General features: G+C 67.0%; 21 protein-coding genes. 7 read left to right on the top strand and 14 right to left on the bottom strand.

Annotation, left to right across the window (positions count from 1 at the left end; genetic code table 11):
• Positions 1-38: 38 nt before the first annotated feature.
• From Q0071_RS16955 to Q0071_RS16940, 4 genes are all read right to left on the bottom strand, one after another.
• Positions 39-4757, bottom strand: a complete 4719-nt coding sequence (locus Q0071_RS16955) for an NAD-glutamate dehydrogenase domain-containing protein (protein WP_298172177.1) — start codon at positions 4755-4757, stop codon at positions 39-41.
• A 181-nt stretch (positions 4758-4938) separates the two neighbouring features.
• Positions 4939-5967 carry an LLM class flavin-dependent oxidoreductase gene (locus tag Q0071_RS16950; RefSeq protein WP_298172174.1) on the bottom strand — a complete coding sequence of 343 codons (1029 nt, stop codon included), beginning with the start codon at positions 5965-5967 and terminating at the stop codon, positions 4939-4941.
• The gene (locus tag Q0071_RS16945) at positions 5964-6992 is read right to left on the bottom strand and encodes a hypothetical protein (protein WP_298172171.1); all 1029 of its coding nucleotides are present in this window, start codon (positions 6990-6992) and stop codon (positions 5964-5966) included. Before Q0071_RS16945 ends, Q0071_RS16950 begins: the two co-directional genes overlap by 4 nt.
• A 10-nt stretch (positions 6993-7002) precedes the next feature.
• Positions 7003-7734, bottom strand: coding sequence for an alpha/beta hydrolase (locus tag Q0071_RS16940; RefSeq protein ID WP_298172168.1), 732 nt, complete (start codon positions 7732-7734; stop codon positions 7003-7005).
• A gap of 161 nt (positions 7735-7895) precedes the next feature.
• On the opposite strand from Q0071_RS16940, the gene thrS reads away from it, so the two are divergent.
• The 4 genes from thrS to Q0071_RS16920 all read left to right on the top strand — a co-directional run bounded on the left by thrS (position 7896) and on the right by Q0071_RS16920 (position 12091).
• Complete coding sequence (gene thrS / locus Q0071_RS16935) at positions 7896-9890, top strand: threonine--tRNA ligase (RefSeq protein ID WP_298172165.1); 1995 nt, start codon at positions 7896-7898, stop codon at positions 9888-9890.
• A gap of 41 nt (positions 9891-9931) precedes the next feature.
• Positions 9932-10633, top strand: coding sequence for a sulfite exporter TauE/SafE family protein (locus Q0071_RS16930; protein ID WP_298172163.1), 702 nt, complete (start codon positions 9932-9934; stop codon positions 10631-10633).
• A gap of 91 nt (positions 10634-10724) precedes the next feature.
• Positions 10725-11675: a hypothetical protein gene (locus Q0071_RS16925; protein WP_298172160.1), complete on the top strand. Its 951-nt coding sequence runs from the start codon at positions 10725-10727 to the stop codon at positions 11673-11675.
• Positions 11676-11782: 107 nt separating this feature from the next.
• Positions 11783-12091 (top strand): PilZ domain-containing protein, encoded by a 309-nt coding sequence (locus tag Q0071_RS16920; protein ID WP_298172157.1) that lies wholly within the window; start codon positions 11783-11785, stop codon positions 12089-12091.
• A 64-nt stretch (positions 12092-12155) separates the two neighbouring features.
• Here the strand turns inward: Q0071_RS16920 and Q0071_RS16915 are convergent, their stop codons facing one another.
• Genes Q0071_RS16915 through Q0071_RS16870 form a run of 10 tightly spaced genes read right to left on the bottom strand, consistent with a single transcriptional unit; the run spans position 12156 to position 20344 of the window.
• On the bottom strand, positions 12156-13475 hold the full coding sequence (locus tag Q0071_RS16915) for an oxygenase MpaB family protein (RefSeq protein WP_298172154.1): 1320 nt from the start codon (positions 13473-13475) through the stop codon (positions 12156-12158).
• A gap of 5 nt (positions 13476-13480) precedes the next feature.
• Positions 13481-13852: an iron-sulfur cluster assembly accessory protein gene (locus tag Q0071_RS16910; protein WP_298172151.1), complete on the bottom strand. Its 372-nt coding sequence runs from the start codon at positions 13850-13852 to the stop codon at positions 13481-13483.
• 23 nt (positions 13853-13875) lie between these two features.
• Positions 13876-14343, bottom strand: coding sequence for an SUF system Fe-S cluster assembly protein (locus Q0071_RS16905; protein ID WP_298172149.1), 468 nt, complete (start codon positions 14341-14343; stop codon positions 13876-13878).
• Entirely contained in the window at positions 14340-15551 is a 1212-nt protein-coding gene (locus tag Q0071_RS16900) for a cysteine desulfurase (RefSeq protein ID WP_298172146.1), read from the bottom strand. Before Q0071_RS16900 ends, Q0071_RS16905 begins: the two co-directional genes overlap by 4 nt.
• Positions 15548-16282: a SufD family Fe-S cluster assembly protein gene (locus Q0071_RS16895; protein WP_298172143.1), complete on the bottom strand. Its 735-nt coding sequence runs from the start codon at positions 16280-16282 to the stop codon at positions 15548-15550. Before Q0071_RS16895 ends, Q0071_RS16900 begins: the two co-directional genes overlap by 4 nt.
• Positions 16275-16661, bottom strand: coding sequence for a hypothetical protein (locus Q0071_RS16890; RefSeq protein ID WP_298172140.1), 387 nt, complete (start codon positions 16659-16661; stop codon positions 16275-16277). The genes Q0071_RS16895 and Q0071_RS16890 overlap by 8 nt, the downstream gene beginning before the upstream one ends.
• Positions 16658-17401, bottom strand: a complete 744-nt coding sequence (gene sufC / locus Q0071_RS16885; RefSeq protein ID WP_298172137.1) for a Fe-S cluster assembly ATPase SufC — start codon at positions 17399-17401, stop codon at positions 16658-16660. The genes Q0071_RS16890 and sufC overlap by 4 nt, the downstream gene beginning before the upstream one ends.
• Positions 17401-18399, bottom strand: coding sequence for a GNAT family N-acetyltransferase (locus Q0071_RS16880; RefSeq protein WP_298172134.1), 999 nt, complete (start codon positions 18397-18399; stop codon positions 17401-17403). The genes sufC and Q0071_RS16880 overlap by 1 nt, the downstream gene beginning before the upstream one ends.
• Positions 18396-19895: a Fe-S cluster assembly protein SufB gene (sufB, locus tag Q0071_RS16875; protein WP_298172132.1), complete on the bottom strand. Its 1500-nt coding sequence runs from the start codon at positions 19893-19895 to the stop codon at positions 18396-18398. The genes Q0071_RS16880 and sufB overlap by 4 nt, the downstream gene beginning before the upstream one ends.
• Positions 19892-20344, bottom strand: coding sequence for an Rrf2 family transcriptional regulator (locus Q0071_RS16870; protein WP_298172129.1), 453 nt, complete (start codon positions 20342-20344; stop codon positions 19892-19894). The genes sufB and Q0071_RS16870 overlap by 4 nt, the downstream gene beginning before the upstream one ends.
• A gap of 442 nt (positions 20345-20786) precedes the next feature.
• On the opposite strand from Q0071_RS16870, the gene Q0071_RS16865 reads away from it, so the two are divergent.
• The 3 genes from Q0071_RS16865 to Q0071_RS16855 all read left to right on the top strand — a co-directional run bounded on the left by Q0071_RS16865 (position 20787) and on the right by Q0071_RS16855 (position 25537).
• The gene (locus tag Q0071_RS16865) at positions 20787-21818 is read left to right on the top strand and encodes a quinone-dependent dihydroorotate dehydrogenase (protein ID WP_298172126.1); all 1032 of its coding nucleotides are present in this window, start codon (positions 20787-20789) and stop codon (positions 21816-21818) included.
• A gap of 9 nt (positions 21819-21827) precedes the next feature.
• Entirely contained in the window at positions 21828-23585 is a 1758-nt protein-coding gene (locus tag Q0071_RS16860) for a gamma-glutamyltransferase family protein (RefSeq protein ID WP_298172123.1), read from the top strand.
• 107 nt (positions 23586-23692) lie between these two features.
• The gene (locus Q0071_RS16855; RefSeq protein WP_298172121.1) at positions 23693-25537 is read left to right on the top strand and encodes a long-chain fatty acid--CoA ligase; all 1845 of its coding nucleotides are present in this window, start codon (positions 23693-23695) and stop codon (positions 25535-25537) included.
• Positions 25538-25556: the final 19 nt, after the last annotated feature.

Here is a 25556-nt window from a genome sequence, read left to right as displayed (position 1 = left end):
ACTAGCCGAAAGCAGATTGTCCGCCCCGGCCCAGCACATCACCGCGCCAGCAAGGTTCGTGCCTGGCTTGCAAGCTGCGCCAGCATCGCCGGAGCAACGCCCGTCGTCGCCTGCGCCCGGCCGGTCAGTGCGCGGAAATTGTGTACCGGGGCGGCGTGCGCTTCCAGCCACTGCGCCACTGCCGCGCCCGGATCCTGCCCGGCGGCGCGGGCGAGGAAATCGAGCCGCATCTGCTGGAAATCGCGCGCGAGGCCCGCGACGAGCAGGCGCTCCCACGGATCGGAGGGGCTCATCCGGCTGGCCGCCTGCTGCGCCCAATCAAGTCCGAGCGCCGCGCCGAGCGCCGAGAACGCCGCCGTCAGCGCCGCCGGATCGATCGCGCGCGCGGCGGCGAGGTGTGCGAGGCCGATCGCCCCGTCCATATCGACGAGATGCGCGATGCGCTGCGCCACGTGAAGCGGAACGCCAAGGTCGGTGAGTTCGGCCAGCAGCCGCCGCGCTTGCACCTTGGCCTCGCCCTGCAGCAGTTCGCTGGTGGACGCGGCGAGCTGCGAAACGCCCGGGGACAACTGATCGATCAGCTTGCCCGGCTCGAGCGATCCGCGCCCGGCGCGCAGGACATCGGCGATATGGCCGCGCAGCACTTCGGCCACGCGGGCATAGAGCGACAGGCGCACCTGTTCGGGCATCACGTCGCCATCCGGCCCATCGAGCAGGGCCCAGATCCCCTTGAGATCGAGCAGCTTCGCCGCCGCCACGAAGGCCGCCGCGACTTGCGCCAGGCTGCAGCCCTCTTCCTCGACCAGTTCGAAGGGATGGACGGGGCCAAGATCGTTGACGATCCTGTTGGCGAGCTTGGTCGCGATCAGTTCGCGGCGCAGGCGGTGGGCGCGGATATCCTCGGCGAAGGTTTCCCGCATCTGCGGCGGGAAAGCCGCGAAGAGATCAGCCTCCAGCACCGGATCATCGACGACCGGGCTGTCCTCCAGCGCGCGCTGCAGCACCAGCTTGGAGCTGGAAAGCAGCACCGCAAGTTCAGGCCGGGTGAACCCGTGCCCGCCCGCCGCGCGGCGCAACATGTCTTCGCTGCTGGCAAGGCCCTCGGTCTTGCGATCAAGGTCGCCGCCTTCCTCCAGCACATCGACCAGCCGCGCATAAGCCGGGGCCGCACCCGGCCCGCCGCGCTCTGCGATGGAGAGCGCGAGGGCCTGCAGGCGGTTGTCCTCCAGCACAAGGTGCGCAACGTCATCGGTCATCGCGGTAAGCAGCGCGACACGGCCCGGCTCATCCAGCCGCCCGGCGCGCTTGGCAGAGGCGAGCGCGATCTTGATGTTGACCTCATTGTCCGAGCAATCGACACCCGCCGAATTGTCGATGAAGTCGGTGTTGATACGCCCGCCCCGGCCGGTCGCGCCGACCAGCGAATATTCGATACGGCCTGCCTGCGTGGTGCCGAGATTGGCGCCCTCGCCGATCACCCGCGCCCGAACCTCCGCGCCGTTGATGCGCAAGGCATCGTTGGCCGGATCGCCCACCGCGACGTTGTTCTCGGCCGATGACTTCACATAAGTGCCGATGCCGCCGAACCACAGCAGATCGACCGGCGCCTTGAGGATCGCGGTGATCAGCGCTTCGGGATCGAGCTCCGCTACCTCAAGCCCAAGCAGGGCGCGGATCTCGTCCGTCAGCGGTATCTGCTTCATCGTGCGCGGGAAAACCCCGCCGCCCTGCGAGATCAGCGTCTTGTCGTAATCGTCCCAGCTTGAACGCGGCAGCGCGAACATGCGCGATCGTTCGGCCCAGCTCGCCGCCGGATCGGGCGCGGGATCGAGGAAAATGTGCCGGTGATCGAAGGCCGCCACCACCTTGAGCGCCTTGGACAGCAGCATTCCGTTGCCGAACACGTCGCCCGACATGTCGCCGCAGCCCGCAACCGTGATCGGCTGGGTCTGCACATCGACGCCGAGTTCGCGGAAGTGCCGCTGGACCGAAAGCCACGCGCCGCGAGCAGTGATGCCCATGGCCTTGTGGTCATAGCCCTTGGACCCGCCACTCGCGAAGGCATCGTCGAGCCAGAAGCCCTTGGACTCGGCAATCGCATTGGCGATGTCGGAGAACGTCGCGGTGCCCTTGTCCGCCGCCACGACGAAATAGGGGTCCTCCCCGTCGCGGATGATCACGCCCGCCGGGTGGACCACTTTGCCATCGACGATGTTGTCGGTGACGGACAACAGCGTGCGGATGAACACTTCGTAGCTCGCGCGCCCCTCGGCCAGCCAGGCTTCGCGCGCGCGGACCGGATCGGGTAGCTGCTTGGGATAGAACCCGCCCTTCGCGCCCGTCGGCACGATCACCGCGTTCTTCACGCGCTGCGCCTTCATCAGGCCGAGCACTTCGGTGCGGAAATCGTCGCGCCGGTCGGACCAGCGCAGGCCGCCGCGTGCCACCGGCCCGGCGCGCAAATGAATGCCCTCGACGCGGGGGCTGTAGACGAAGATTTCCCGCCACGGCACCGGCCGGGGCAGGCCCGGAACGAGCGCCGAATCGATCTTGAACGCAAGCGCCTCGTTCGCAGCCGGGCTGAACGCATTGGTGCGCAGGATCGCCTCGGCCAGCGCGCGGAACTGGCGCAGCAGGCGGTCGTCGTTGATCGCGGCAACCCCGGCGAGCCCGGTGCGGATCTGCTCGGCAAAGCCGGCCTCGGCCTCGGCGCGGTCTTCCGCGAAGGCCGGATCGTGGCGCGCGAGGAACAGGCCGATCAGGCCGCGCGTCACCGTGGGTGCGCTGCGCAGCGCATCGACCGCGGTGGCGATGGAGAAGGTCATCCCGGCCTGGCGCAAATAGCGATACCAGGCGCGCATCCAGTTCGCCCCGCGCGCGGTGAGCCCGGCAGTCACGATCAGGCGGTTGAAGAGGTCATCCTCCGCCCCGCCGTTGAGCACGGCGGCGAGCGATTCCTCGATCACCTCTCCGCGCTCGAGCAGCGACTCGCATTCGATCCCCTCAGGCAGCGCAACGAGGAAATCATGGATGAAGCCCAGCCGCCCCTTGTCGAGCGCGGTCGGCACTTCCTCGAGTACGCGGACGCCGAAGTTTTCGAGCACCGGCACAGCGTCCGAAAGCACAATCGCGCCCTCGCGCTGGTAGAGCTTGAGGCGCAGGCCTTCCTCGCCCGGCAGGCGGTGGAGCCGCACCGCGCGGCGCGGGGCGCCGGTTTGGGTGAGGGCGCGCAGCACGCGGATGTCGCCTGCCGCTTCGGCCGGGCCATAGGCGCTGCGATAGCCGATCGGGAACGCCTCGGCATAGCGCGCGGCGATGGCGGCGGCGCGGGCCGGGTCCTCACCCTTGGCAAGCTCGGCTTCCACGGCAGCGCCCCAGCCGCGCACCATCGTCTGCAGCGCCATGTCGAGCGCGGCTTCATCGGGTAGCGCGGCACCGTCGCGGATATCGATCACGAAGCGCATCAGCGCGAGCGTGCTACCCTCGACCGAAAGGCTCCAATCGAGGATCGGCGCGTCGGTCGAGGCTTCCAGCATGGCCTGCACGCGGTGGCGCAGCTCGGTCGACTGCACATCGCGCGGCAGCCAGACAAAGGCGAACAAGTGGCGCGCAAGTGGCGCGGCAACGAGCGCAAGGCGGGGGCGCGGCCGATCGATCAGCGTCATCATCGTCGTTGCGACGCGTTCGAGATCAGTTTCGTCGAAGCTGATCAGAATATCGTGCGGCAGCGCGGTGAGCGCGTGCGCCAGCGCCTTGCCGGCATGGCCATTGGGGGCAAATCCGAACTTCACCATCAGCGCATCGAGCTGGCTGCGCATGCGCGGAATACGGTCGGGCGTGGCGGCCAGCGCGGCACTGGTCCAGACGCCCGCATGGACCGAAAGCGCCACGACCTTGCCGCCTTCGAGCACCGGCACGATGAACAGATCGAGCGGCACGCGGCGGTGCACCCGTGCGATGCGGTTGGCCTTGACGATCAGCGGGGCGCGCGGAACTTCGGTCCCGCGCTCGCCCAACCGGTCGAACCACGCAAAGGCGCGGTCGTAGCTCGCCTTCGCCAGCAGCGGCGCATCGCTAGCGCGGCAGATACCGAGCTGCTCGCCATGCGTCCCGTCTCGGTGCTGAACGACATGGCCGAGCTGGGTGAGCATGCCGTCCGCCAGCCAGCGCAGCAGCGCGGCGCCTTCCTGATCGGGCAGGGTGCGCGCATCTTCCTGCATCGCTGCCTGCATGCGCGGCCAATCGGCGACGGCAGCGTGAACATCGGCCAGCGTGGCTTGCAGCGCGGCGAGCAGTTCGCGGCGTTCACGCGCATCAACGCGCTCGGTCTCGAGATAGACCATCGATTCGCGGCGTTCGCCATGCGCCTCGCCTTCGGGCAGGCCAAGCAGTTTGCCATCAGGATCGCGCCGCACGGCAACCACGGGATGCACCAGACGATCTATGGCGAGACCTTGCGCCGAGATCGTGGCCGCGATCGAATCGACGAGGAACGGCATGTCATCGTTGATCACCGCGATGCGCAGATAGCGCGCGCCGCCAGCCGCGCCCGCCTGCCCGCCGATGCTTTCGATGGCGATGGCGGGTTCCGCTCCGGTGCGCTTGGCAGCAGCGCTCAGCGTGAATCGCGCTGCGCCCGCGAGCCGCTCCGCCTCGAACTCGGCCGCCTCTGCGGGCAGCAGCGACGCTGCAAAACGGGAAGCGAGCGCCTGCGACAGAATCGCATCGGCGCCGGAATCGGCGGTCTTCGTAGCCATGGTCGCTCCTGCATCCCGGCGCTGTCACCCCGCCTGAACGAAGCCCTGCGGAAGCGCGCCTTACATCTCGTCATGAGCGCGTAATTTTATGTCACACTCATGAACAAATCATGCGTAGCCTACTCCGGCATCGGCACAGAGGCAAGCGGGAGGACGCATAAGAATTAGGCATCATTCGCTATTATGCGGCGACCGCGACTTCGGCGTTCAACGCTTCCATCGTCAACGCCAGACTGCGGTGGCGCAGCGCCGGATCAAAGGTGGAGCCCGAGACAATCAACTCGTCCGCCCCGGTCCGCGCCTGAAACGCCGCAAGCCGCTCGCGCACCGTCTGCACGCTGCCAATGGCGCTGACCTGCCGCATGTGATCGAGCATCGCGAGCGAAGCGGGATGCAGGCTTTCGCGGTAGCCCGGCACCGGCGGTGGCAGCTTGCCCGGCGATCCGGTGCGCAGCCGCACGAAGGACTGGTCCATCGACGAAGCCAGCAGCACGGCCTCCTCGTCGGTATCGGCCGCGATCACGTTGATGGCAGCCATCACGTAGGGCTCGGCCAGCCGCGCCGAAGGCTCGAACCGTTCGCGGTACAGCTTGAGCGCCGCATCGAGATGATCGGGCGCGAAGTGCGAGGCGAAAGCATAGGGTAGCCCCAGCATCGCAGCGAGCTGGGCGCCGAACAGGCTGGAGCCGAGGATCCACATTTCCGGATTGGCACCGAGGCCCGGCGTTGCCTGAAGCGGCAGGCGCGGATCACCGGCGAAGAGCAATTGCAACTCGACCACATCGTTGGGGAAGCTCTCCGCCGCTGTGTGGATGTCCTTGTGCAGCGCGCGCAGGATGCGTTGATCCGCGCCCGGCGCGCGGCCGAGACCCAAGTCGATGCGCCCCGGAAACAGGGCATCGAGCGCACCGAACTGCTCGGCAATCACCAGCGGGTTGTGGTTGGGCAGCATGATCCCGCCCGCGCCCAGCCGGATACGGCTTGTCGCATTGCCGACATGCGCGAGCACGACCGAGACAGCCGCCCCGGCGATGCCTTCCATGCCGTGGTGCTCAGCCACCCAGAAGCGGTTGTAACCGAGGTGCTCAGCCGTGCGGGCGAGCGCAGCGGCTTCGGCCAGCGCTTCGCCCACGGTGCCGCCTTCGCGCACCGGGACGAGATCGAGGACGGACAGCTTGAGGTTCGCCAGATTGCCTTGAGGGGGGCTCATCGCGAGGTCTCCGGGGGAGCGGCAGGGGATGCTGCAGGACTCGATGTAGGTGCTGGCCCGATCTGGTCAAGATAACCCTTTGCGGTCGCAGCCTCGGCGCTGTCCGGCGCGAGCGCGACGACCGATTGCCATGACTTGCGCGCGGCATCCTCGCGGCCATCGAGCATGGCGATCACGCCCGCCTCCAGCCCGATCGGCGCTCCCAGCGGATCGCCGTGCGCGGCAAGGCTCGCGGCCACCTCGATATCGCGCTGCGCCCGCTCCAGATCCTTGCCGCGCCGCGCCAGAGTGGCGGAAAGCAGCCAGCCTTCGGGATCATTGGGCGCCAGCCGGTGCGCCTCCTGCAAGGCGCCGCTGGCCTCGGGCAGGCGCGCAAGGGCGACGAGCGCGCGCGCCCGGCCGATCTGCACCGCGCCGCGCACGGCATTGTCGTCGGCGCTGGGCGCAGTCGCAGGCAAGGGCGCGAGCGCCTTGTCATACCAGCTGAGCGCAGTTTCGGCGCGCCCACCTGCCAGCGCGGCGTTGCCGGCCATGGTCTGGAGCGCCGCCATCGCGGCAGGCTTGTCGCTGGGCACCTGCCCGGCGCTTTCGATAAAGGCCGCTTCGGCACCGGCGGAATCGCCCTGTTGCAACAGCAGCTGACCCAGGCACTGCGCGGCGGCGCCATGTGCCGTGTCGGGCGTGGCGGCCTTGCTCGCTTCGGCAAGCCAGGCGCGCGCGGCAGCAACGCCGGTGGTCAGATCCTTGTCACCCGCCGCAAGGCAGAGCGTGTAACGCGTCAGCCTCGGCGCGGACGTCTGCACTGGCGCGGCGGGAATGCCGGTCTGGGTCGCAGGCGGCGTCTCACCGGGGACCGGCGGCGGCACTTCGGTCACGCGCTTGCGGCGCGGGATCGGCAGCGGTGAGGGTTCGTACTGTCGCGGATTGGGGCCGATCTGATGCCAGACGTCCGGCGCGGCCTGCACCGGAAGCAGGGGTTCGGCAGCAAGCAGGCCAGGAAGCAGGGCAGAAAGCAGGATGAGCATCAACGGTCCTTCAGGCCTCGCCCAGCGTGTCCAGCTGGCCAAGCAGCACGGCAATTTCCGACCGGCGCGAAAGGCGGTGGTCCCCGTCCTTGATCAGATGGACCTGCACATCGGCTGAACGCAGCGCAGCGGCGAGCCGGATCGAAATGTCCCACGGCACATCGCGGTCCGCCTGCCCGTGGATCAGCCGCACCGGCCCATCGAATGCGATACTGCGCGCCAGCAGCAGGCATTCCTGCCCCGCCGCCCAGAACTTCGCATAAGTGGGCGTCGGCTCCGGGCCATAGGGATTGTCTTCATAGACAGTCTCGCCGCGCGCAAACACGGCCTTCTGGGCTGCATCGAAGCCCCATTCGGAAAAATCGGGCGCGGGGGCGAGGCCGACAAGCGCGGCGACGCGGTTTCCAAGCGCCTCGGCCAGCATGAGCATCAGCCAGCCGCCCATGCTGGACCCGACGAGGATCAGGCTTTCTATGGCCAGCGCGTCCAGCAGCGCGATCACCTCGTCGCGCCACAGCGGCAGCGACTTCTCCGCAAATGCGCCCTCGCTTTGGCCGAGGCCGGTATAGTCGAGCAGCAGGCAGGCTCGCCCCTTGGCCTCGGCATAGGCGATCACCGCCTGCGCCTTGCCCCCGCTCATGTCGGACATGTAGCCGGGCAGGAACACGATGACGGGACCTGTACCGGGCGCGAAACGATAGGCCATGCGTTCGCCCGAAGGCAGCGTGAGGTGCTGGATCATGCCGCCCTTGTGCCAGCGCCAGCAGAGAGGTCAAACAGTCACAATCACTATTGCCGAAAGCGCGCTGGTTTCTGCCCCCTTCCGGCGAAGGCCGGTTTCTGCCCCCTTCCGGCGAAGGCCGGTTTCTGCCAAAGCGCCCCTGATTATCAGCGAGAGCGTCCATGTCCGAAATGTTCAAGATCACCCTGCCCGATGGTTCCGTGCGTGAAGTCGCGCCGGGCACCACTCCGGCAGACATTGCCGCCGCGATCGGCCCGGGCCTTGCCAAGGCCGCGATTGGCGCGCGCGTGGATGGTGAACTGTTCGACATCACCCGCCCCTTCGAAGGCGATGCCGCGCTCGCGCTCGTGACCGCGCGCGACGAGGCCGATGCGCTCGAACTCGTGCGCCATGATTATGCCCACGTGCTGGCCGAAGCCGTGCAGGCGCTGTTCCCCGGCACGCAGATCACCTTCGGCCCGAGCACCGACGACGGCTTCTACTACGACTTCGCACCAAAGGACCGCGCCTTCACCGAGGACGACCTTCCGGCGATCGAGGAAGCGATGCGCAAGATCATCGCAGCGGACAAACCGCTCCGCCGCGAAGTGTGGAGCCGCGAGCAGCTGATCAGCCGCTGGTTGCAGCAGGGCGAGAGCTTCAAGGCCGAATGGGCCGCCGAACTTCCCAAGGAAGAGGAACTGACGGTCTACTGGTCGGGCGATGACTGGCTCGACATGTGCCGCGGGCCGCACCTTGCCTCCACCGGCAAGCTCGATCCGCAGGCGTTCAAGCTCACGCGGGTCTCGGGTGCGTACTGGCGCGGCGATCAGGCCAATGCGATGCTCAGCCGCGTCTATGGCACCGGCTGGCTCAACAAGAAGCAGCTGGATGCGCACCTCATGCGGCTGGAAGAAGCCGCCAAGCGCGATCACCGCAAGCTGGGTGCGGAGATGGACTTGTTCCATCTCCAGCAGGAAGCGCACGGCAGCGTGTTCTGGCATCCCAAGGGCTACCGCATCTGGCGCGAGCTCGAAGCCTATATGCGCCGCGCCATCGACGGCGCCGGCTACCGCGAGGTCAAGACCCCGCAGGTGATGGACGCGCGCCAGTGGGAGCAGTCCGGCCACTGGGGCAAGTACCGCGAGAACATGTTCGTCATCCCCGACGAAGTGCCGAACACCGAGGACGAAGGCCCGGTGATCAGCGGCGAGGCCGACTGGATGGCCTTGAAGCCGATGAACTGCCCGGCGCACGTGCTCATCTTCCGGCAGGGCCTCAAGTCCTACCGCGAGCTGCCCCTGCGCCTCTACGAAAACGGCTGCTGCCACCGCAACGAACCGCACGGCGCGCTCCACGGCTTGATGCGCGTGCGCCAGTTCACGCAGGACGACGCGCATATCTTCTGCCGCGAGGACCAGATCGTCTCCGAAGTGCGCGCATTCTGCGAACTGGCGGACCGGATCTACAAGGACTTCGGCTTCACCTATTCGATCAAGCTCGCGCTGCGCCCCGAAAAGCGCTTCGGCACCGAAGAGATGTGGGACATGGCCGAGACCGAGCTGCGCAATGCAGTGGTCGAAGCCGGTCTCGCCACGCCGGAATACGGCTGGGAAGAACTCCCCGGCGAAGGCGCGTTCTATGCGCCGAAGCTCGAATGGCACCTGACCGACGCGATCGGCCGCACCTGGCAGGTCGGCACGATCCAGTCCGACCGCGTGCTGCCGGATCGGCTCGATGCCGCCTATGTCGGCGAAGACGGCGAAAAGCACCGCCCGGTGATGCTCCACCGCGCGATCTTTGGTTCCTACGAACGCTTCATCGGCATCTTGATCGAGCATTTCGCGGGCCGTCTGCCTGCATGGCTTGCCCCGGTGCAGGCCGTGGTCGCCACCATCGTCTCCGACGCGGACGACTATGCGCTCGCCGCCACCGAGCAGCTGCGCGCCGCCGGCATCCGCGTGGAATCCGATCTGCGCAACGAGAAGATCAACTACAAGGTGCGCGAGCACTCCTTGCAGAAGGTCCCCTACCTCCTCGTGGTCGGCAAGCGCGAGGCGGAGGAAGGCACTGTCGCCATCCGCACGCTGGGTGAACAGCACCAGAAGGTGATGCCGCTGGCCGAAGCCATCGCAATGCTACGGACCGAAGCGACCCCGCCGGACCTCAGGGCCTGATCACCCTGCTCGATCTGCCGCTGCTTTCGCTGGCGCTCTGCGTGCTGGCGGCGTTCATTGCTGCCTTCGTGCGCGGCCTTGCGGGCTTCGGCATGGCGATCCTGCTGGTGCCGCTGATCGCGCTTGTTATCCGCCCGGGCGAAGCAGTGGTGGTCTCCAATATGCTCGGCCTGCTGATCGGCCTCGTCGGCGCGCGCAAGGTGTGGAACGTGGGCGAGAAGAGCGCCGGCATGATCGGCGGCCTCGCCATGCTGATGACCCCGCTGGGCCTGCTTGCGCTGTTCGCGACGCCACCTGCACTTGCCCGCGTCCTGATTGCGGTTGTGGCCATCGGCGCTTTCGTGATGGTCCTGCTGCCCGCAAAGCCCGGCCACGCCCCCGGCAGCCTCGAAACCGGGCTGACCGGCGCGGCGGCGGGCCTCCTCACCGGATTCGCCGGCATGCCCGGCCCGCCCGTGGTGCCCTACTATCTCCGCCGCCCGATCCCGCGCGAGGTGGCGCGCGCCTCGATGCTCACCGTGTTCTTGCTGACCTCCGCTGCCAGCACCACGGCCGCCCTTGCGCTGGGCCTCGCCTCGTGGCGCGATGCACTCTTCGCGCTCCTGCTGTTCGCTCCGGTACTGGCCGGCAATCACCTCGGTTCGCTCGCCTTCGGCAAAGTCAGCGATCCCGTCTGGCGCACCTTTGTCGGTTTCCTGCTGGCGGCATCCGCGCTGATGGCCGTCCTCCGCCTGTTCGGCTGATCTGCCTGGCGCGCGGAGCGCCATGGGTAACGCCAAATAAACCCTCTCCGGTCCATAGGTCTGCGCCACCAGACTAGCGGACGGACTGCCGATGACGATCAATTTCCCCGAGCTTGCTCGCCAGGCGGCTGCCGATGGCGTGATCACCGCCGATGAAGTGCTGGCGCTGCGCCGCGCCGCGTGGCCCGATGGCCGGATCGACCAGACCGAGGCCGAGGCCATTCTCGCGATCAACGATGTGGTTTCCGCCAAGAGCCCTGAATGGGTCGACTTCCTTGTCGAAGCGGTGGGCGAATACGCGCTCAATGGCACCGAGCCGCGCGGCTATGTCGCCGATGCGACCGCCGACTGGCTCATCGCCCGGCTCGATCATGATGGCCGCCTCGATTCGGCAGCCGAACTCGAACTCCTCGTCCGCGTCCTCGAAAAGGCGCTCGGCACGCCGGACCACCTCAAGGACTATGCGCTCGCCCAGATCGAGCGCGCCGTGCTCACCGGCGAAGGGCCGACGCGCGATGCCAGTATACTCGGGGGCGGGGCGCTCGACGCAGGCTCGATCACCGAAGCCGAATGCAAGCTGCTGCGCCGCGTGATCTTTGCCAGCGGCGGCGACCGCCCTGCGGCGGTGAGCCAGCGCGAGGCCGAAATGCTGTTCCGCATCAAGGATGCCACGCTCGGCGCAGACAATGCGCCCGAATGGCAGCGCCTTTTCGTGCAGGGCGTGGGCAATTACCTGCAGGGCTGGACCGGCGGCAGCGCGATCACCCGCGACCGCGCTGCCGAACTCGAAGGCTTCATGAACGAGAGGTCGAGCAGTTTCGGATCGTTCTTCAGCCGCATGAGCCGGGTCGGCGCGAAGGATCTGCGCTCGGCGGCGCAGGACCTGCTTGCGAACGCACCCGCGCGCGACTTTGCCGGCGAGGCGGGGGCAGAGGCAGCCCTCACTTCGCCTGAGCAATCCTGGCTGGATGGCAGGATCGGCGCGGACGGCCGGACCGACCCGCTGGAAGCGGCTCTGCTGGCGTTTCTGGCCGAGGGGTGAAACCGCCCTTCACGTGAAATTAGCCATTGCCACAACAGGAAGCGTTTACCCGTGCTCCCGCATAAGGGCCCCATCGCAAGGGGATCTCTATGCACATTCCGGCCAGAATGCTGTCGCAAGACGTCGCGGTGGACAATCGCCGCGTGCAGCGTCAGCGCGGGGGCGATAGCACCCAGGGGCGCGTGCAGCGGATCTTCGATATCTCGCGCTATGGCTGCCAGATCGAAAGCAACGACCTTGCCGATGGCGCGAGCGGCCAGTTCGTCGAGATCGATTTCGGCGGCGTCGTCACCCGCGCAATCATCCGCTGGTCGGACCGCGCGCGGCTCGGCGTTGAGTTCGCACGCCCGCTGGGCTCGCGGCAAGTCGACGCACTGCTGGCAGAGCCCGTGCCGATCCGCCTGCGGCGGCTATAGCTTGCTGGTTTGACGCGCAAGGCGGCGCCGGGCCGCTCTGTTTCGGCCACCCTCAAACAGCCGATCACGCTGCAGGTTTGTACTTCGTCGCATCGGTGGTGAATTCGGCATGCCCGAGGCTGCCGAGGTAGCCGCGCACTTTGCCGACCAGCCGCTGATCCGCCAGGTGCCGCACGACCGGGGTTTTCGCGGCGACGCCATAGAGCCGCATCTGCCCCATCAGGCCAACGCCGACCGCCGCCGCGCGCATCCTGTCGATGGCGCGGATCTTCACCCCGAAGCGCGCTGCCGCCTTCTCGCTGCCGTCGCAGAAGTTCTGCATGAAATAGACCTTGGCGAACGAGCGTTCGAGCCGCGCGCGCATTTGCCCTTGCGGGGTTGTCGTGTCGATCAGATCGGCTTCCATCGTTGCGCGCAGCAGGCCGCCGCAAGTTGCCTCATCAAACCCGGCGCGCAGCGAAAGCGCGCGGGCGTTCCACGCATCGACGATCCCTTGCGGCGTCTCGGCCAGCAGGTCCGCCGGCAAGCCCAGCAGGAAGCAGCGGTAACGCGAAAGCTCGATCTGCGCGCGCTCTTCTGGCGTGAAGTCGCTGCGACCTTCCTTGAGCACCTTGGACGAAATGAGGAAGTCCGAGATGAGCCCCGCCGGCATCTGATCCACTTGTGGGATCGGAATGCCATAGACCGTCTGATCCCATTTGCCGTTCGACAGCACGTTGAAGCGCACCATCGAATGCATCAGCCGCACCATCGCCGCCGCCTTGAAGCCGGGGCCGAAGCGGGCGAGCGCGCCCGGCAGCACCGAAGTGCCGAAGAACGTCGCGGTTTCCTTGATCCGGCGTGCGGCGGTCTTGTTGGAAAGCGTGCCGGTCAGCGCCATGGGAAGCGCGGCGTACTTGTTCATGAAGGTGGCGATGAAAGCCCCGCGGATCGCCCAAGGCGCGACATTGGCAAAGGTTACGCGCTGCAGCCGCGCGCCTTCCTCGACCATCGGCATGTTCACCCACGCGGGCGTCGCTTCCATGGACCGGATGAACGTGACCAGTTCCGGCGGTGCGCCCTCAACTTTTTCAAGGCCTTTGTCGCAGGCCTCGACCAGCATATCGACCAGCCGCTTGAAGCCATATTCGGGCATCAGCGCGGCATAGGGATCGGCCAGCGCATCGCCTATCATCGTGTAGGCGCCCATGCGCTCCATCAGTGCGCGATCTTCGAGCAGCTTGGCCGCAACCTTGGGATAGGCGCGCAGTTCGCTACCTGCGATGTTCCCATCGAGCAGCAGCCGCTCGGGATGGATCGCAAAATCGACCGCGCCATACATCGCCGGATTGTCGGTGCGCTGCGCGGCGATCCGCGCGCGCAGTTCGGCGATGGGTGTGGCCACTCCGGTCAGACCGTGAAGCTTTCCCCGCAGCCGCAGGAGCCCTTGGCATTGGGGTTCTCGAACACGAAACCGGCGGTGAAATCATCCTCCTGCCAGTCCATCGTGCTGCCGATCAGATAGAGCACCGATCCGCCGTCGATGAAGAACGTGCCGCCCGGTGTGTCGATCCGCTCGTCCATCGGATTGGCCGCTTCAACATAGTCCACCGAATAGGCCAGCCCAGAGCAGCCCCGGCGCGGGGTCGATAGCTTGACGCCGATGGCCCCTTCCGGCGCGCTCGCCATCAGCTTGGCGATCCGCGCCTCGGCCGAGGGCGTGAGAATCACCGCAGCGGGGCGCTGGCGGACTTTGGGGCGGGCGGGGGCTTCGGTGGTCATGGCTTCACCTATATGGGGCTTGTTCAGAGCATACCAAGTTCAAGCTTGGCGTCGTCGCTCATCTTCTGCGGGTCCCAGGCCGGTTCCCACACCAGATTGACCTCGGCGTCGCGCACGCCGGGCACCGCCTCGACGCGCAGCTCGACTTCTGCGGGCATCGATTCGGCCACCGGGCAATTCGGCGTAGTGAGCGTCATCGACACCACGACCGAGCCTTCGGGGCTGACATCGACCCCGTAGATCAGGCCGAGGTCATAGATGTTGACCGGAATCTCGGGGTCGAAGATCTCGCGCAGCGCGGCCACTACGCCTTCGTAGATATCGCCGCCCGGCTCGCCCGGCGCGGCATCAGCGGGCTTTTCCGACAGGAAGCCTTCCAGATAGTCGCGCTTGCGCTCAAGCTTCTCGGCGGGGGTCTCAACAGCCTCCTCCACCCGCGCACGGCGCGGCGGCTCCACGCCTTCGACTTCCTCGATCTCGATCCGGTTCATCCGAATATCCTTAGGGTCCGCTCGATGCCGCGCACCAGCGCCGCGACATCGCTTTCGTCACTGTAAATCCCGAAACTCGCGCGCGCCGTTGCCGGCACGCCCAAGTGCTCCATCAGCGGCTGCGCGCAGTGATGCCCTGCGCGAATCGCCACGTTCTCCTCGTCGAGGATCGTGCCGAGATCGTGCGGGTGCACACCTTCGAGCGCGAAGCTGACGATCCCGGCGCTGTCCTGCGGCCCGAACAGGCGCACCGCGTTGAGGCGCCCCAGTTCGGAGCGCGCCAGCGCAACCAGCCGCGCCTCGTGCGCGTGGATCACGTCCAGCCCCGTGCCGGTCAGGAAATCCACCGCCGCGCCAAAGGCAATCGCCTCGACAATCGCGGGCGTGCCCGCCTCGAAGCGCTGCGGTGCAGGCGCCCAGGTCGTCTGCGCAAAGGTCACGCGGTCGATCATAGAACCACCGCCCTGCCACGGCGGCATCGCCGAAAGGATATCCGCCTTCGCCCAGAGCGCGCCGATCCCGGTCGGCCCATAGAGCTTGTGCGCGGAGAACACGTAGAAATCGCAGCCCAGTGCCGCGACATCGACCGGCAACCGCGCCGCCGACTGGCAGCCATCGAGCAGGATGTTTGCGCCGACGGCATGCGCCAGCCGCACCGCGCGCGGTGCATCAAGCACCGAGCCGAGCACATTCGACACATGCGCGAAGGCCACAAGCTTGTGCGCCGGGGTCAGCATCCGCTCCGCCGCATCGAGATCGATCTGACCGTCCTCGGTCAGCGGGCAGACGTCGATTTCAAGGCCCGTCCGTTCGCGGATCAGCTGCCACGGCACGATATTCGAATGGTGCTCAAGCTGCGAGAGCAGCACCCGGTCGCCCGGCTTGAGGTTCGCCACACCCCACGACTGTGCCACGAGATTGATCGCCTCGGTCGCCCCGCGCGTGAAGACCAGCTCTTCCTCGCGCCCGCCGATCAACGCCGCCACGGTGCGCCGCGCGGCTTCGTAGGCCAGCGTCATCTCGGCGGAGCGGGTATAGACCCCCCGGTGCACCGTCGCATAATCCGCGCCCATCGCGCGGCTCATGGCGTCGATCACGACTTGCGGCTTCTGCGCGGTGGCGGCGGTATCGAGGTAGTGCCAGCGCTTGCCCTCGGCATTCAGCAGGCCGGGCCATGCGTCAGTGCGGACAAGGGTATCGGTGCTCACAGCAAGTTCTCCAGCCCGGCCAGCGCGGCTTCGGTCAACGCCTCGGCATCGGGCGCACCGACGAAGGCTTCGGCGATGAAGGCGTGCAGCATCAGCTTCTTGGCCTCGGCTGGCGGCAGCCCGCGCGATTGCAGGTAGAACAGGCCTTGCGGATCGAGCTCGCCCACCGCGCAGCCATGCGCGCACTTCACGTCGTCAGCGTAAATTTCAAGTTCGGGCCGCGCATTGGCGGTCGCGGTGCGCTCCAGCAGCATCGCGCGGATAGATTGCTCGCCATCGGTGCCGATTGCGCCGCGCGCGACATGGACCTTGCCGAGATAGGTGCCCGTTGCCTGCCCGCCGAGCACCGAACGCACGACCTGCCGGCTCACCGCATCGGGCTGCAGATGGCGTACCTCGGTGACGATCTCGAGCGTTTGCGCCCCGCCGCCCAGTTGCGCCGCGCCGAAGTGGAACGACGCGCCCTTGCCCAGCACCGCAGTGACCGCAATCCGGCCATAAGCGTACCCGGCATTCAGAACGCGCAGGTCAAAGCTCGCGCCATCTTCCAGCGTGATCAGAAGTTCGCGTGCCTCGGCGCTGTCAGAGCGCGCGGTGATCGCCAGCGCTTCGCTCTGCCCGGCGGCAACGCGGATATCCTGCACAGCCACCGGCCACAGCGGTGCCAGCGCGGCCAGATCGGCGTAGCGGTAGGCCTCGTCCTTACGAGTGGGGAGAGCGAGACTAGCCACGGGCCACCTCGCAGCGCACCATCGGGATGGGGCTTTCCGAAACCTTCGCGCCGCTGCGCTCCAGCACGTGGAGCACCAGCATCCGGCCATCGGGGCTCAACACATAGTCTGCCGTCAGCGACACGCCGAAATCGTCATCGCCTTCGCGCACCAGGACATGCCGTTCGCCCAGCGTCTCGACCGCCTTGACCACGCCCCAATAGTCACCTTCGGTGTTCATCGAGGCCGTCACGATGCGGCGCGCATACTTGTCGCCGCACAGCGCCCCGGAAGGCGCCCACTCGCCGACAAACGCCGCTGGCATCGCAGGGGCCGGGGCTGCGGGCGCAGCAGGCTCCGCCGCCTGCGCCGCCGCTGCAAGGGCAAGCAGCAGGCTCATGCCGCCACCGCCTCGTAGCCGTGCTCTTCGAGTTCCAACGCCAGCTCCGCCCCGCCCGACTTCACGATCCGCCCACCCGCGAGAACATGGACGAAGTCCGGCTTCACGTAATCGAGCAGGCGCTGGTAGTGCGTGATCAGCAGCACGGCCTTGTCGGGCTTCCTCATGATCGCGTTGATGCCTTCGCCACAGATGCGCAGCGCATCGATGTCGAGGCCGGAGTCCGTCTCGTCGAGGATCGCCAGCTTGGGCGCGAGGATGCCCATCTGCACCATCTCGGCGCGCTTCTTCTCGCCGCCCGAAAAGCCCACGTTCACCGGGCGCTTGAGCATGTCCATGTCGAAGCGCAGCAGGCCCGCCTGCTCCTTGGCGAGCTTGATGAAGGCCGCGCCCGAAAGCGGCTCAAGCCCATGCACCTTGCGCTGTGCATTGAGCGCCTCGCGCAGGAACTGCAGGTTGGACACGCCGGGGATCTCGACCGGATACTGGAAGCCGAGGAACAGCCCCGCCGCCGCACGCTCATGCGGCTCAAGCGCGAGCAGGTCCTGCCCGTCAAACTCCACCGAGCCGCCGGTCACTGCATAACCGGGCCTACCGCCCAGCGTGTAGCCCAGCGTCGATTTGCCCGCGCCGTTGGGGCCCATGATGGCATGGATTTCTCCCGCGTTGATCGTGAGCGAAAGCCCCTTGAGGATCGGCTTTTCGGCAACGGTGGCGGAAAGGTTGTCAATCTTGAGCATCAGTAGTTCCGGGGTGAGCGCGGCGCGGCGCGCCTGGGGGCAGATCGCCTGGCGCGGCGTTCAGTGTGGAGGCTGCGCATCGCATCGGAAATGCGCTGCGCAGCGGCGGTGGGATCGGCGAGCACATCGGAAGCGGCAATGCGCACCACCCGGTAGCCCACTTCGGTCAGGCTCTTGTCACGCGCGGCGGTGAAAGCCGCATCGGCATCGCCATCGATTTCGACCACCAGCATCAATTGCTTGCAGGCGAAATCGACGATGGCCGAGCCGATCACCGCCTGCTGCTTGAAGCTGTAGCCGCCAGTCTCGACGCGGGTGAGCGCATCGGCCAGCGCTTCCTGCGCCGGGCCGGGGTTGCGGCGCATCTCGCGCGCACGCTCGTGCAAGACATCGAGCCGCGATTCCGAAATCGCCCAGCCGCGCCCCTTCTTCTGCAAAGTCGGCGCATCGTCCCCGCCGAAGCGCACCGAAAGCTTGCGCTTGGCCGGGGCTTCAGCCGCCAGCACGAACCGCTTGTGCACGCGGTCCACCGGCGTCCCGTCCTGGAGCGGCACGCCCGGCGTCGCGCCGTGATCGACGAAGCCCTGCTTGGTGTAGAACGCGAGGCCGCCAGTATTGTCGCCGCGGATCGTCGCGTTGATCGCGCTGAGGCCGAGTTCCGTGGCGCGCCGAGTGGTCGCGGCGAACAGCGCCGAACCGATCCCGCGCTGCGTCCCGCCGAGCCGCGCGAAAGTGCCGATATCGCCAACATCCTCGGGCAGGCCGGGATAGCGCCCCAACGTCTGGAAACCGAGCAAGGTGCCGTCCTCGTCCTCCGCCACGAAGCAGCAGTGGACGTTCGGCCCGGTCAGATAGGCCGCATCCAGCGCCTCGGGCGTGAAGGGCTCCTGCAGCGCGGTCGTCCCGCCCGCCGCGATCACCGCGTTGAGAAGCTCGGCGAGTTCGGCGGCATCATCGGCTGCCACGGGGCGCACGGTAAGGGTCATCGCATCGCTCACCCGACCGACCCCTCAAGCGAAATCCCCAGCAATTTCTGCGCCTCTACCGCGAATTCCATCGGCAGCTGTTGCAGCACTTCTCGCGCAAAACCGTTCACGATCAGCGCGATGGCATCTTCCTGCGCGAGGCCGCGCTGCATCGCATAGAACAGCTGGTCATCGGAAATCTTGCTCGTGGTCGCCTCGTGTTCGATCGTCGCACTCGGATTGCGCACCTCGATATAGGGCACCGTATGCGCGCCGCACTCAGCGCCCAGCAGCAGCGAATCGCACTGGGTGAAGTTGCGCACGCCCTCGGCCTGCGGGGCGACGCGGACGAGGCCGCGATAGGTGTTGTTCGATTTGCCCGCGCTGATCCCCTTGCTGACGATGGTCGAGCGGGTGTTCTTCCCGTTGTGGATCATCTTGGTGCCGGTATCGGCCTGCTGGTGGTTGTTGGTCACCGCCACCGAATAGAACTCACCGACCGAGCCTTCGCCGTTGAGCACGCAGCTGGGGTACTTCCATGTCACCGCAGAACCGGTCTCGACCTGCGTCCAGCTAACCTTGCTCCGCGCGCCCTGGCACAGCGCGCGCTTGGTCACGAAGTTGTAGATGCCGCCCTTGCCGTCCGCATCGCCGGGATACCAGTTCTGCACGGTGGAATACTTGATCTCGGCATCGTCGAGCGCGACCAGTTCGACCACGGCGGCATGGAGCTGGTTCTCGTCGCGCTGCGGGGCGGTGCAGCCTTCGAGGTACGAGACATAGGACCCCTTGTCGGCCACGATCAGCGTGCGCTCGAACTGGCCGGTGTTTTCCGCATTGATGCGGAAATACGTGCTCAGCTCCATCGGGCAGCGCACGCCTTCCGGGATGTAGACGAAGGTGCCATCCGAAAAGACCGCGCAATTGAGTGCCGCGAAGTAGTTGTCCTGCATCGGCACGACGCGGCCCAGCCACTTGCGCACGTGCTCCGGATATTCGCGGATCGCCTCGCTGATCGAGCGGAAGATGACGCCCGCCGCTTCCAGTTCCTTGCGGAAGGTCGTCGCCACCGAAACGCTGTCGAACACCGCATCGACCGCGACCTTGCGCGCGCCTTCGACGCCCGCGAGCACCTTCTGCTCCTCGAGCGGAATGCCGAGCTTTTCGTAGATGCGCAGGATCTCGGGATCGACCTCGTCAAGGCTGCCAAGCTTGGGCTTGGCCTTGGGGGCGGCCCAGTAATAGGCAGCCTGGTAATCAATCGGCGGAATATTGAGCTTGGCCCATTCCGGCGTCGGCATCGTCAGCCAGTGGCGATAGGCCTTGAGCCGCCACTCCAGCATCCACTCCGGCTCGTCCTTCTTGGCCGAGATATAGCGCACCGTGTCCTCGGAAAGACCCTTGGGGCCGTACTCCTGCTCGATGTCCGATGACCAGCCATGCTCGTAATCGGCAACGCGCGCCGCTGCATCACGCGCAGCCTGATCACGCACTTCAACGCCCATCTCGATACCCGTATCCTCGCTCATGCCGGTGCTCCTGCCTGAGCCACTTTTGGCACCGGGCGCGTCAGTTGCGTCAGCGGCACGCCCGCGAGTGCCCCGCGCAGCGCGGCATCGACCTGCGGCCAGTGCGGGCGCACGGTGCAATCGGCTTCCAGCGTGCAATCGTGGCGGCCATGCACGCTGCACGGCGCCAACGCGATCGGCCCTTCGACCGCCTCGACAATATCGGCCAGCGAAATCGCCGCCGCCGGCCGCGCAAGCTTGAGCCCGCCGCCCAGCCCGCGCGACGATTTGAGCAGTCCGGCCGCGGCCAGCTTGCTCACCAGCTTCTGCACCGTCGGCACGGGCAGCCCGGTCTCGTCGGCCAGCTGCTGCGCCGAAACCCGCGCTTCGCCTGCGCCATGGCGCCCGCAATGACGCGCGGCGGCGGTCATCGTCACCACGGCATAGTCGGCCATGCTTGAAAGTCGCATTGCGGCTGTTCCCGGTAAAATTCGATCCGATGTGAAATCGGACTGATATGATCCGGTTATCTAGGCGATGGACGGCCCCAGCGCAAGCCGTGCGCCATGCCCGAAAATGTCAGGTGTGCGGGTGGCCAGTCAGGTCCAGCGGGATGAGGGCGACAGACGAAAAAAAGGCGGCCGTGCCAGGGCACGAGCCGCCATGAAGTCGAGAACTCGAATGCATTTCTGCACCGAGCCCTTCGGGTCGCACGTTTTGATTAGGACACTGCAACACATAAGAATTGTACGGATTCGACAAAATCGGTGGCACACAAGCCACAGCCGAACGAATTCATTGCTTAACAGCCGGTTAACCGACAAATTGGTTGCAATTGCAGCTTGGCGTGCTCGCGCGGGGCGGCAATAGAACGCCGCACCCGGTCATCGGGCCGGAGGGAAACGCCCAAGCATGCTCTACTCGATTTGCCGCCCCCTGCTGTTCCGCATTCCCGCCGAGACTGCCCATCGCCTCACGATCGCTGCCCTCTCCGCCGCGCCGCGTGCGGGCCGCGCCGCGCCGCAGCCACTGCTGTGCCAGCGAGTCGCCGGCCTCGTCTTTCCCAACCCGGTGGGCATCGCCGCCGGGTTCGACAAGAACGGCGAAGTGCCGGACGCGCTGCTCGGCCTGGGTTTCGGCTTTGTCGAGGCGGGAACGGTCACCCCGCGCCCGCAAGAGGGCAACCCCAAGCCGCGCCTCTTCCGCCTTGTCGAGGACAACGCGGTGATCAACCGCATGGGCTTCAACAACGCGGGCGCGCAGGTGGTCGCCGCCCGGCTCGCCGCCCGGCAGAACCGGCCTGGCGTCGTCGGTGCCAATATCGGGGCCAACAAGGATTCGACAGACCGCATCGCCGATTATGCGGCGATGACGCGAATCATGGCGCCGCTTGCCAGCTACCTCACCGTCAACATCAGTTCGCCCAACACGCCAGGCCTGCGCGCGCTGCAGGATCCCGCCGCACTGGCAGAACTGCTCGATGCCGTGATCGAGGCGCGCGGCGCCTTGCCGACCAAGCTGTTCCTGAAGCTCGCCCCCGATCTCACCAGCACCGATATCGATGCCATCTGCAAGATCGCAATCGACAAACGGCTCGACGCCCTGATCGTGAGCAACACGACGATCACCCGCCCTTCGCTGCGCTCGCCGCTTGCGGGAGAGACCGGCGGCCTCTCGGGCGAACCGCTGCGCCCGCTGGCATTGCAGGTGCTGCGCGATTTCCGCTCCGCCACCGGCGGGACCCTTCCGCTGATCGGCGTGGGCGGCATCGCCAGTGTGGACGATGCCTGGGCACGAATCTGCGCCGGGGCGAGCCTGATCCAGATCTACAGCGCGCTGGTCTATGAAGGACCGGGCCTCGTGCGGCGGATCGTCGATGGCCTCGCCAAGCGCGTGAGCGCCGAAGGCATGAGCAGCATTGCCGAGGCCGTCGGCAGCGCATAACGCTACACCATGGCTTTCCGTTTCGTCCGCTCGCTTGCGCCCGCCGCGCTGTTCGTTCTCGCCCAGGCCTGCGCGCCGCTGCCCAACGCGGCCCGGCCCGCCAACGCGCCTGCACCCACTGCACCGCTCGCCGCGGAGGACATGGGCGTCGTCACCGCGGCCGATCCGCGCGCCGCTGCGGCCGGGGCTGAAATGCTGCGCCTTGGCGGATCGGCCACCGATGCCGCTATAGCCGTCATGCTCGCGCTCACCGTGGTCGAGCCGCAGAGCTCCGGCATCGGCGGCGGCGGCTTTCTCGTGACGGCCGACGCGGCTGGCACGGTCGAAAGCTTTGACGGGCGCGAAATGGCGCCTGCCGCTGCGACGCCGAACTGGTTCACCGTCGATGGCAAGGTGCTGAGCCACAGCGACGCCGTCCCCGGCGGGCGCAGCGTCGGGGTGCCGGGGAACTTGCGCCTTGCCGCCACGGTACATGCCCGCAGTGGCAAGCTCCCTTGGCGCGTGCTGTTCGGCCCGGCGATCCGGCTCGCCGGCGATGGCTTCGCTATCACACCGCGGCTTGCCAGCACGCTGGCCCTGGCGCCCGATATTGCCGGGCTCGACCCCGCCGGGCGCGCCCTGTTCTTCGGGGCGGACGGGGCACCACTCCCTGTCGGCACCGTGGTGCGCAACCCTGCACTCGCCGCCACATTCGAAAAGATCGCCGCGCTCGGGGCGGACAGCTTCTATCTGGGCGGCAATGCCAAGGCGATCGCCGCCAAGGTCGGCACCGCCCCGCGCAACCCTGCGCCGATGTCCACCGCCGATCTGGCGGGTTACAAGGCCAAGCGGCGCGATCCCGTCTGCGGCCGCTACCGTGTGTGGCGGGTGTGCAGCATGGGCCCGCCCTCGGCCGGCGGCGTGACCGTGCTGCAGACGCTGGGCATGCTCGAACGCTTCGATCTCAAGGCCATGGGCCCCGCCTCGCCCACTGCGTGGCACCTGATCGCCGAGGCGGAGCGGCTCGCCTTCGCCGACCGCGACACCTGGCTCGCCGATCCCGATTTCGTCCCGGTGCCCACCGCCGGGCTGATCGACCCTGCCTATGTCGCCGCGCGATCGGCGCTGATTTCGGATAGCGCGACGATGGCCGATGTGGCCCCCGGCAAACCCAGCGGCGCGAGCGACCGCTTCGCCATGGCCGGCCCCATCCCCGAGAACGGCACGACGCACTTCGCCGCTGTCGATCGCTGGGGCAATGCCGCGAGTTACACCTCCACCGTCGAAAGCGCCTTCGGTTCGGGCCTCGTGGTCGGCGGCTACTACCTCAACAACGAACTGACCGACTTCAACCTCGCCCCCGACCGCAATGGCAAGCCCACCGCCAACCGCGTCGAAGGCGGCAAGCGCCCGCGCAGCTCGATGAGCCCGGTCGTGGTCTATGGCCCCGATGGCCACCTGCGCCTGATCGCGGGCGCGGCGGGCGGCTACACCATCCCGCCGCAGGTGATCCGCGTGATCATCGGCACGCTCGACTGGAAACTCTCCGCGCGCGCGGCCATCGCGCAGGGCATCGTGATGCCCGGTCCCGGCGTGCTCGCGGTAGAATCCGGCACGCCGCTTGCCGCAATGGTCCCGGCGCTTCAGGCACTCGGCCACACCAAGGTCGTCGCGGTGCCGCTGCGCCTCAAGGCCAATGCCATTGAATGGGTCCCCGGCGAGAACGGCAAGTACCACTGGGTCGGCGCTGCCGATCCCAGAAGCGAAGGCGCAACTGCCTCGCCCTGAACCATATCCACAGGGCTGCTTGCCCTTCCGCAACGGCACTCCTAGTTTCCGGGCCAAACAAAAGGCCCGCCCGCGCGGGCACCAATGGGCCAGGGGATCGTCATACCGTGCAGCTTTCCGATTTTGCGTCCTATCCCAATCTCGTCGCCATGTTCCTCGATCGGGCGGAGTTCTTCGGGGATCGTCCGTTCCTCTGGGCCAAGCGCGGCGGCAGCTGGACTTCGCTGAGCTGGCGCGAGGCGGCGGATCAGGTCTGCTGTCTCGCGGAATCGCTGCGCAGCCTCGGCCTCGATCCGGGCGACCGGGTGGTGCTCGTTTCGGAAAACCGCCCCGAATGGTGCATTGCCGATCTCGCGATCATGGCCGCCGGGCTCGTCACCGTGCCCGCCTATGTCACCAACACCGAGCGTGACCACGCCCATGTGCTCGAAAACTCGGGTGCGCGCGCGGTCATCGTCTCCAATGCCAAGCTTGCCCAGCCGCTGCTCACCGCCTGCCTCAGCGCGACGCAGGTGGCGCACATCATCGGCATGGAGCCGCTGCGCCGCATGCAGTCCGAGCGCATCCAGTTCCATGAATGGTCCGCGCTGATCAGCGGCGATCCCGCGCCGGCGCGCCTCTCGGTCGCTGCGCGCGTGGCCGCGATCGGCCGGGGTGAGACCGCCTGCATTATCTACACCAGCGGCACCGGCGGTGCCCCGCGCGGCGTGTGCCAGCACCACGGCGCGATCCTGTGCAATGTTGATGGTGCGGGAGCCGTGGTCGCCGAGGATCTGGGCTGGGACACCTCCGGACGCGAGACCGAAGTATTCCTCTCCTTCCTCCCGCTCAGCCATGCCTACGAGCATTCCGGCGGCCAGTTCCTGCCCATCGGCCTCGGCGCGCAGATCTATTATGCCGAAGGCCTCGAAAAGCTCGCCAGCAATATCGAGGAAACCCGCCCGACCCTCATGGTCGTCGTCCCACGCCTGTTCGAAGTGCTGCGCGCCCGTATCATGAAGCAGGTCGAAAAGCAGGGTAAGCTGCCGAACTACCTCATGGCCCGCGCCCTCGCCATCGGCGCGCGCAAGGCCGATGGCAGCGCCAATATCCTGCGCCGGATCATCGATGCCCCGATGGATTTCTTCATCGAGCGCACGCTGCGCCCCAAGATTCGCCAGCGCTTCGGCGGGCGCCTCAAGGCCCTCGTCTCGGGCGGTGCGCCGCTCAATCCCGATGTCGGCCTGTTCTTCGATGCCATGGGGCTCACCATGCTGCAGGGCTATGGCCAGACCGAGGCCGGCCCCGTGATCAGCTGCAACCGGCCCAAGGTCGGCCTCGCGATGGACACGGTCGGCCCGCCAATGCGCGGAGTCGAGGTGAAGATCGCCGACGACGGCGAAATCCTCGTGCGCGGCGAGCTCGTCATGCACGGCTATTGGCGCAATGATGCCGAAACGCTGCGCGCCATCCCGCAGGACGGCCCGCAGGCCGGCTGGCTCCACACCGGCGATATCGGCCACTTCGATGCAAAGGGCCGCATCAAGATCACCGACCGCAAGAAGGACATGATCGTCAACGACAAGGGCGACAACGTCTCCCCCCAGCGGATCGAGGGCATGCTCACGCTTCAGCCGGAGATCGGGCAGGCGATGGTTTCGGGCGACAAGCGGCCCTACATCGTTGGCCTCATCGTCCCCGATGCCGAATGGGCGATGGAATGGTCGCGCGCGCAGGGCGAAAAGTTTGATATGGCCGCGCTCTCCGATCTCCCCGCTTTCCGCACCGCGATCCGCGCGGCGGTTGACCGGGTGAACAAGGACCTCTCGGTGATCGAAAAGGTCCGCCAGATCGCCTTGGCAGACGAGCCCTTCACCATCGACAACGAGGAAATGACCCCCTCGATGAAGATCCGTCGCCACAAGATCAAGGCACGCTACGGAGCGCGGATCGACGGGTTGTACAAGGGGTGAGCCAACGACAGGTGCGACT

Source organism: Novosphingobium sp., assembly GCF_027486195.1.
Classification (GTDB): Bacteria; Pseudomonadota; Alphaproteobacteria; order Sphingomonadales; family Sphingomonadaceae; genus Novosphingobium.
This window is presented reverse-complemented; position numbering and strand designations above follow the sequence as displayed.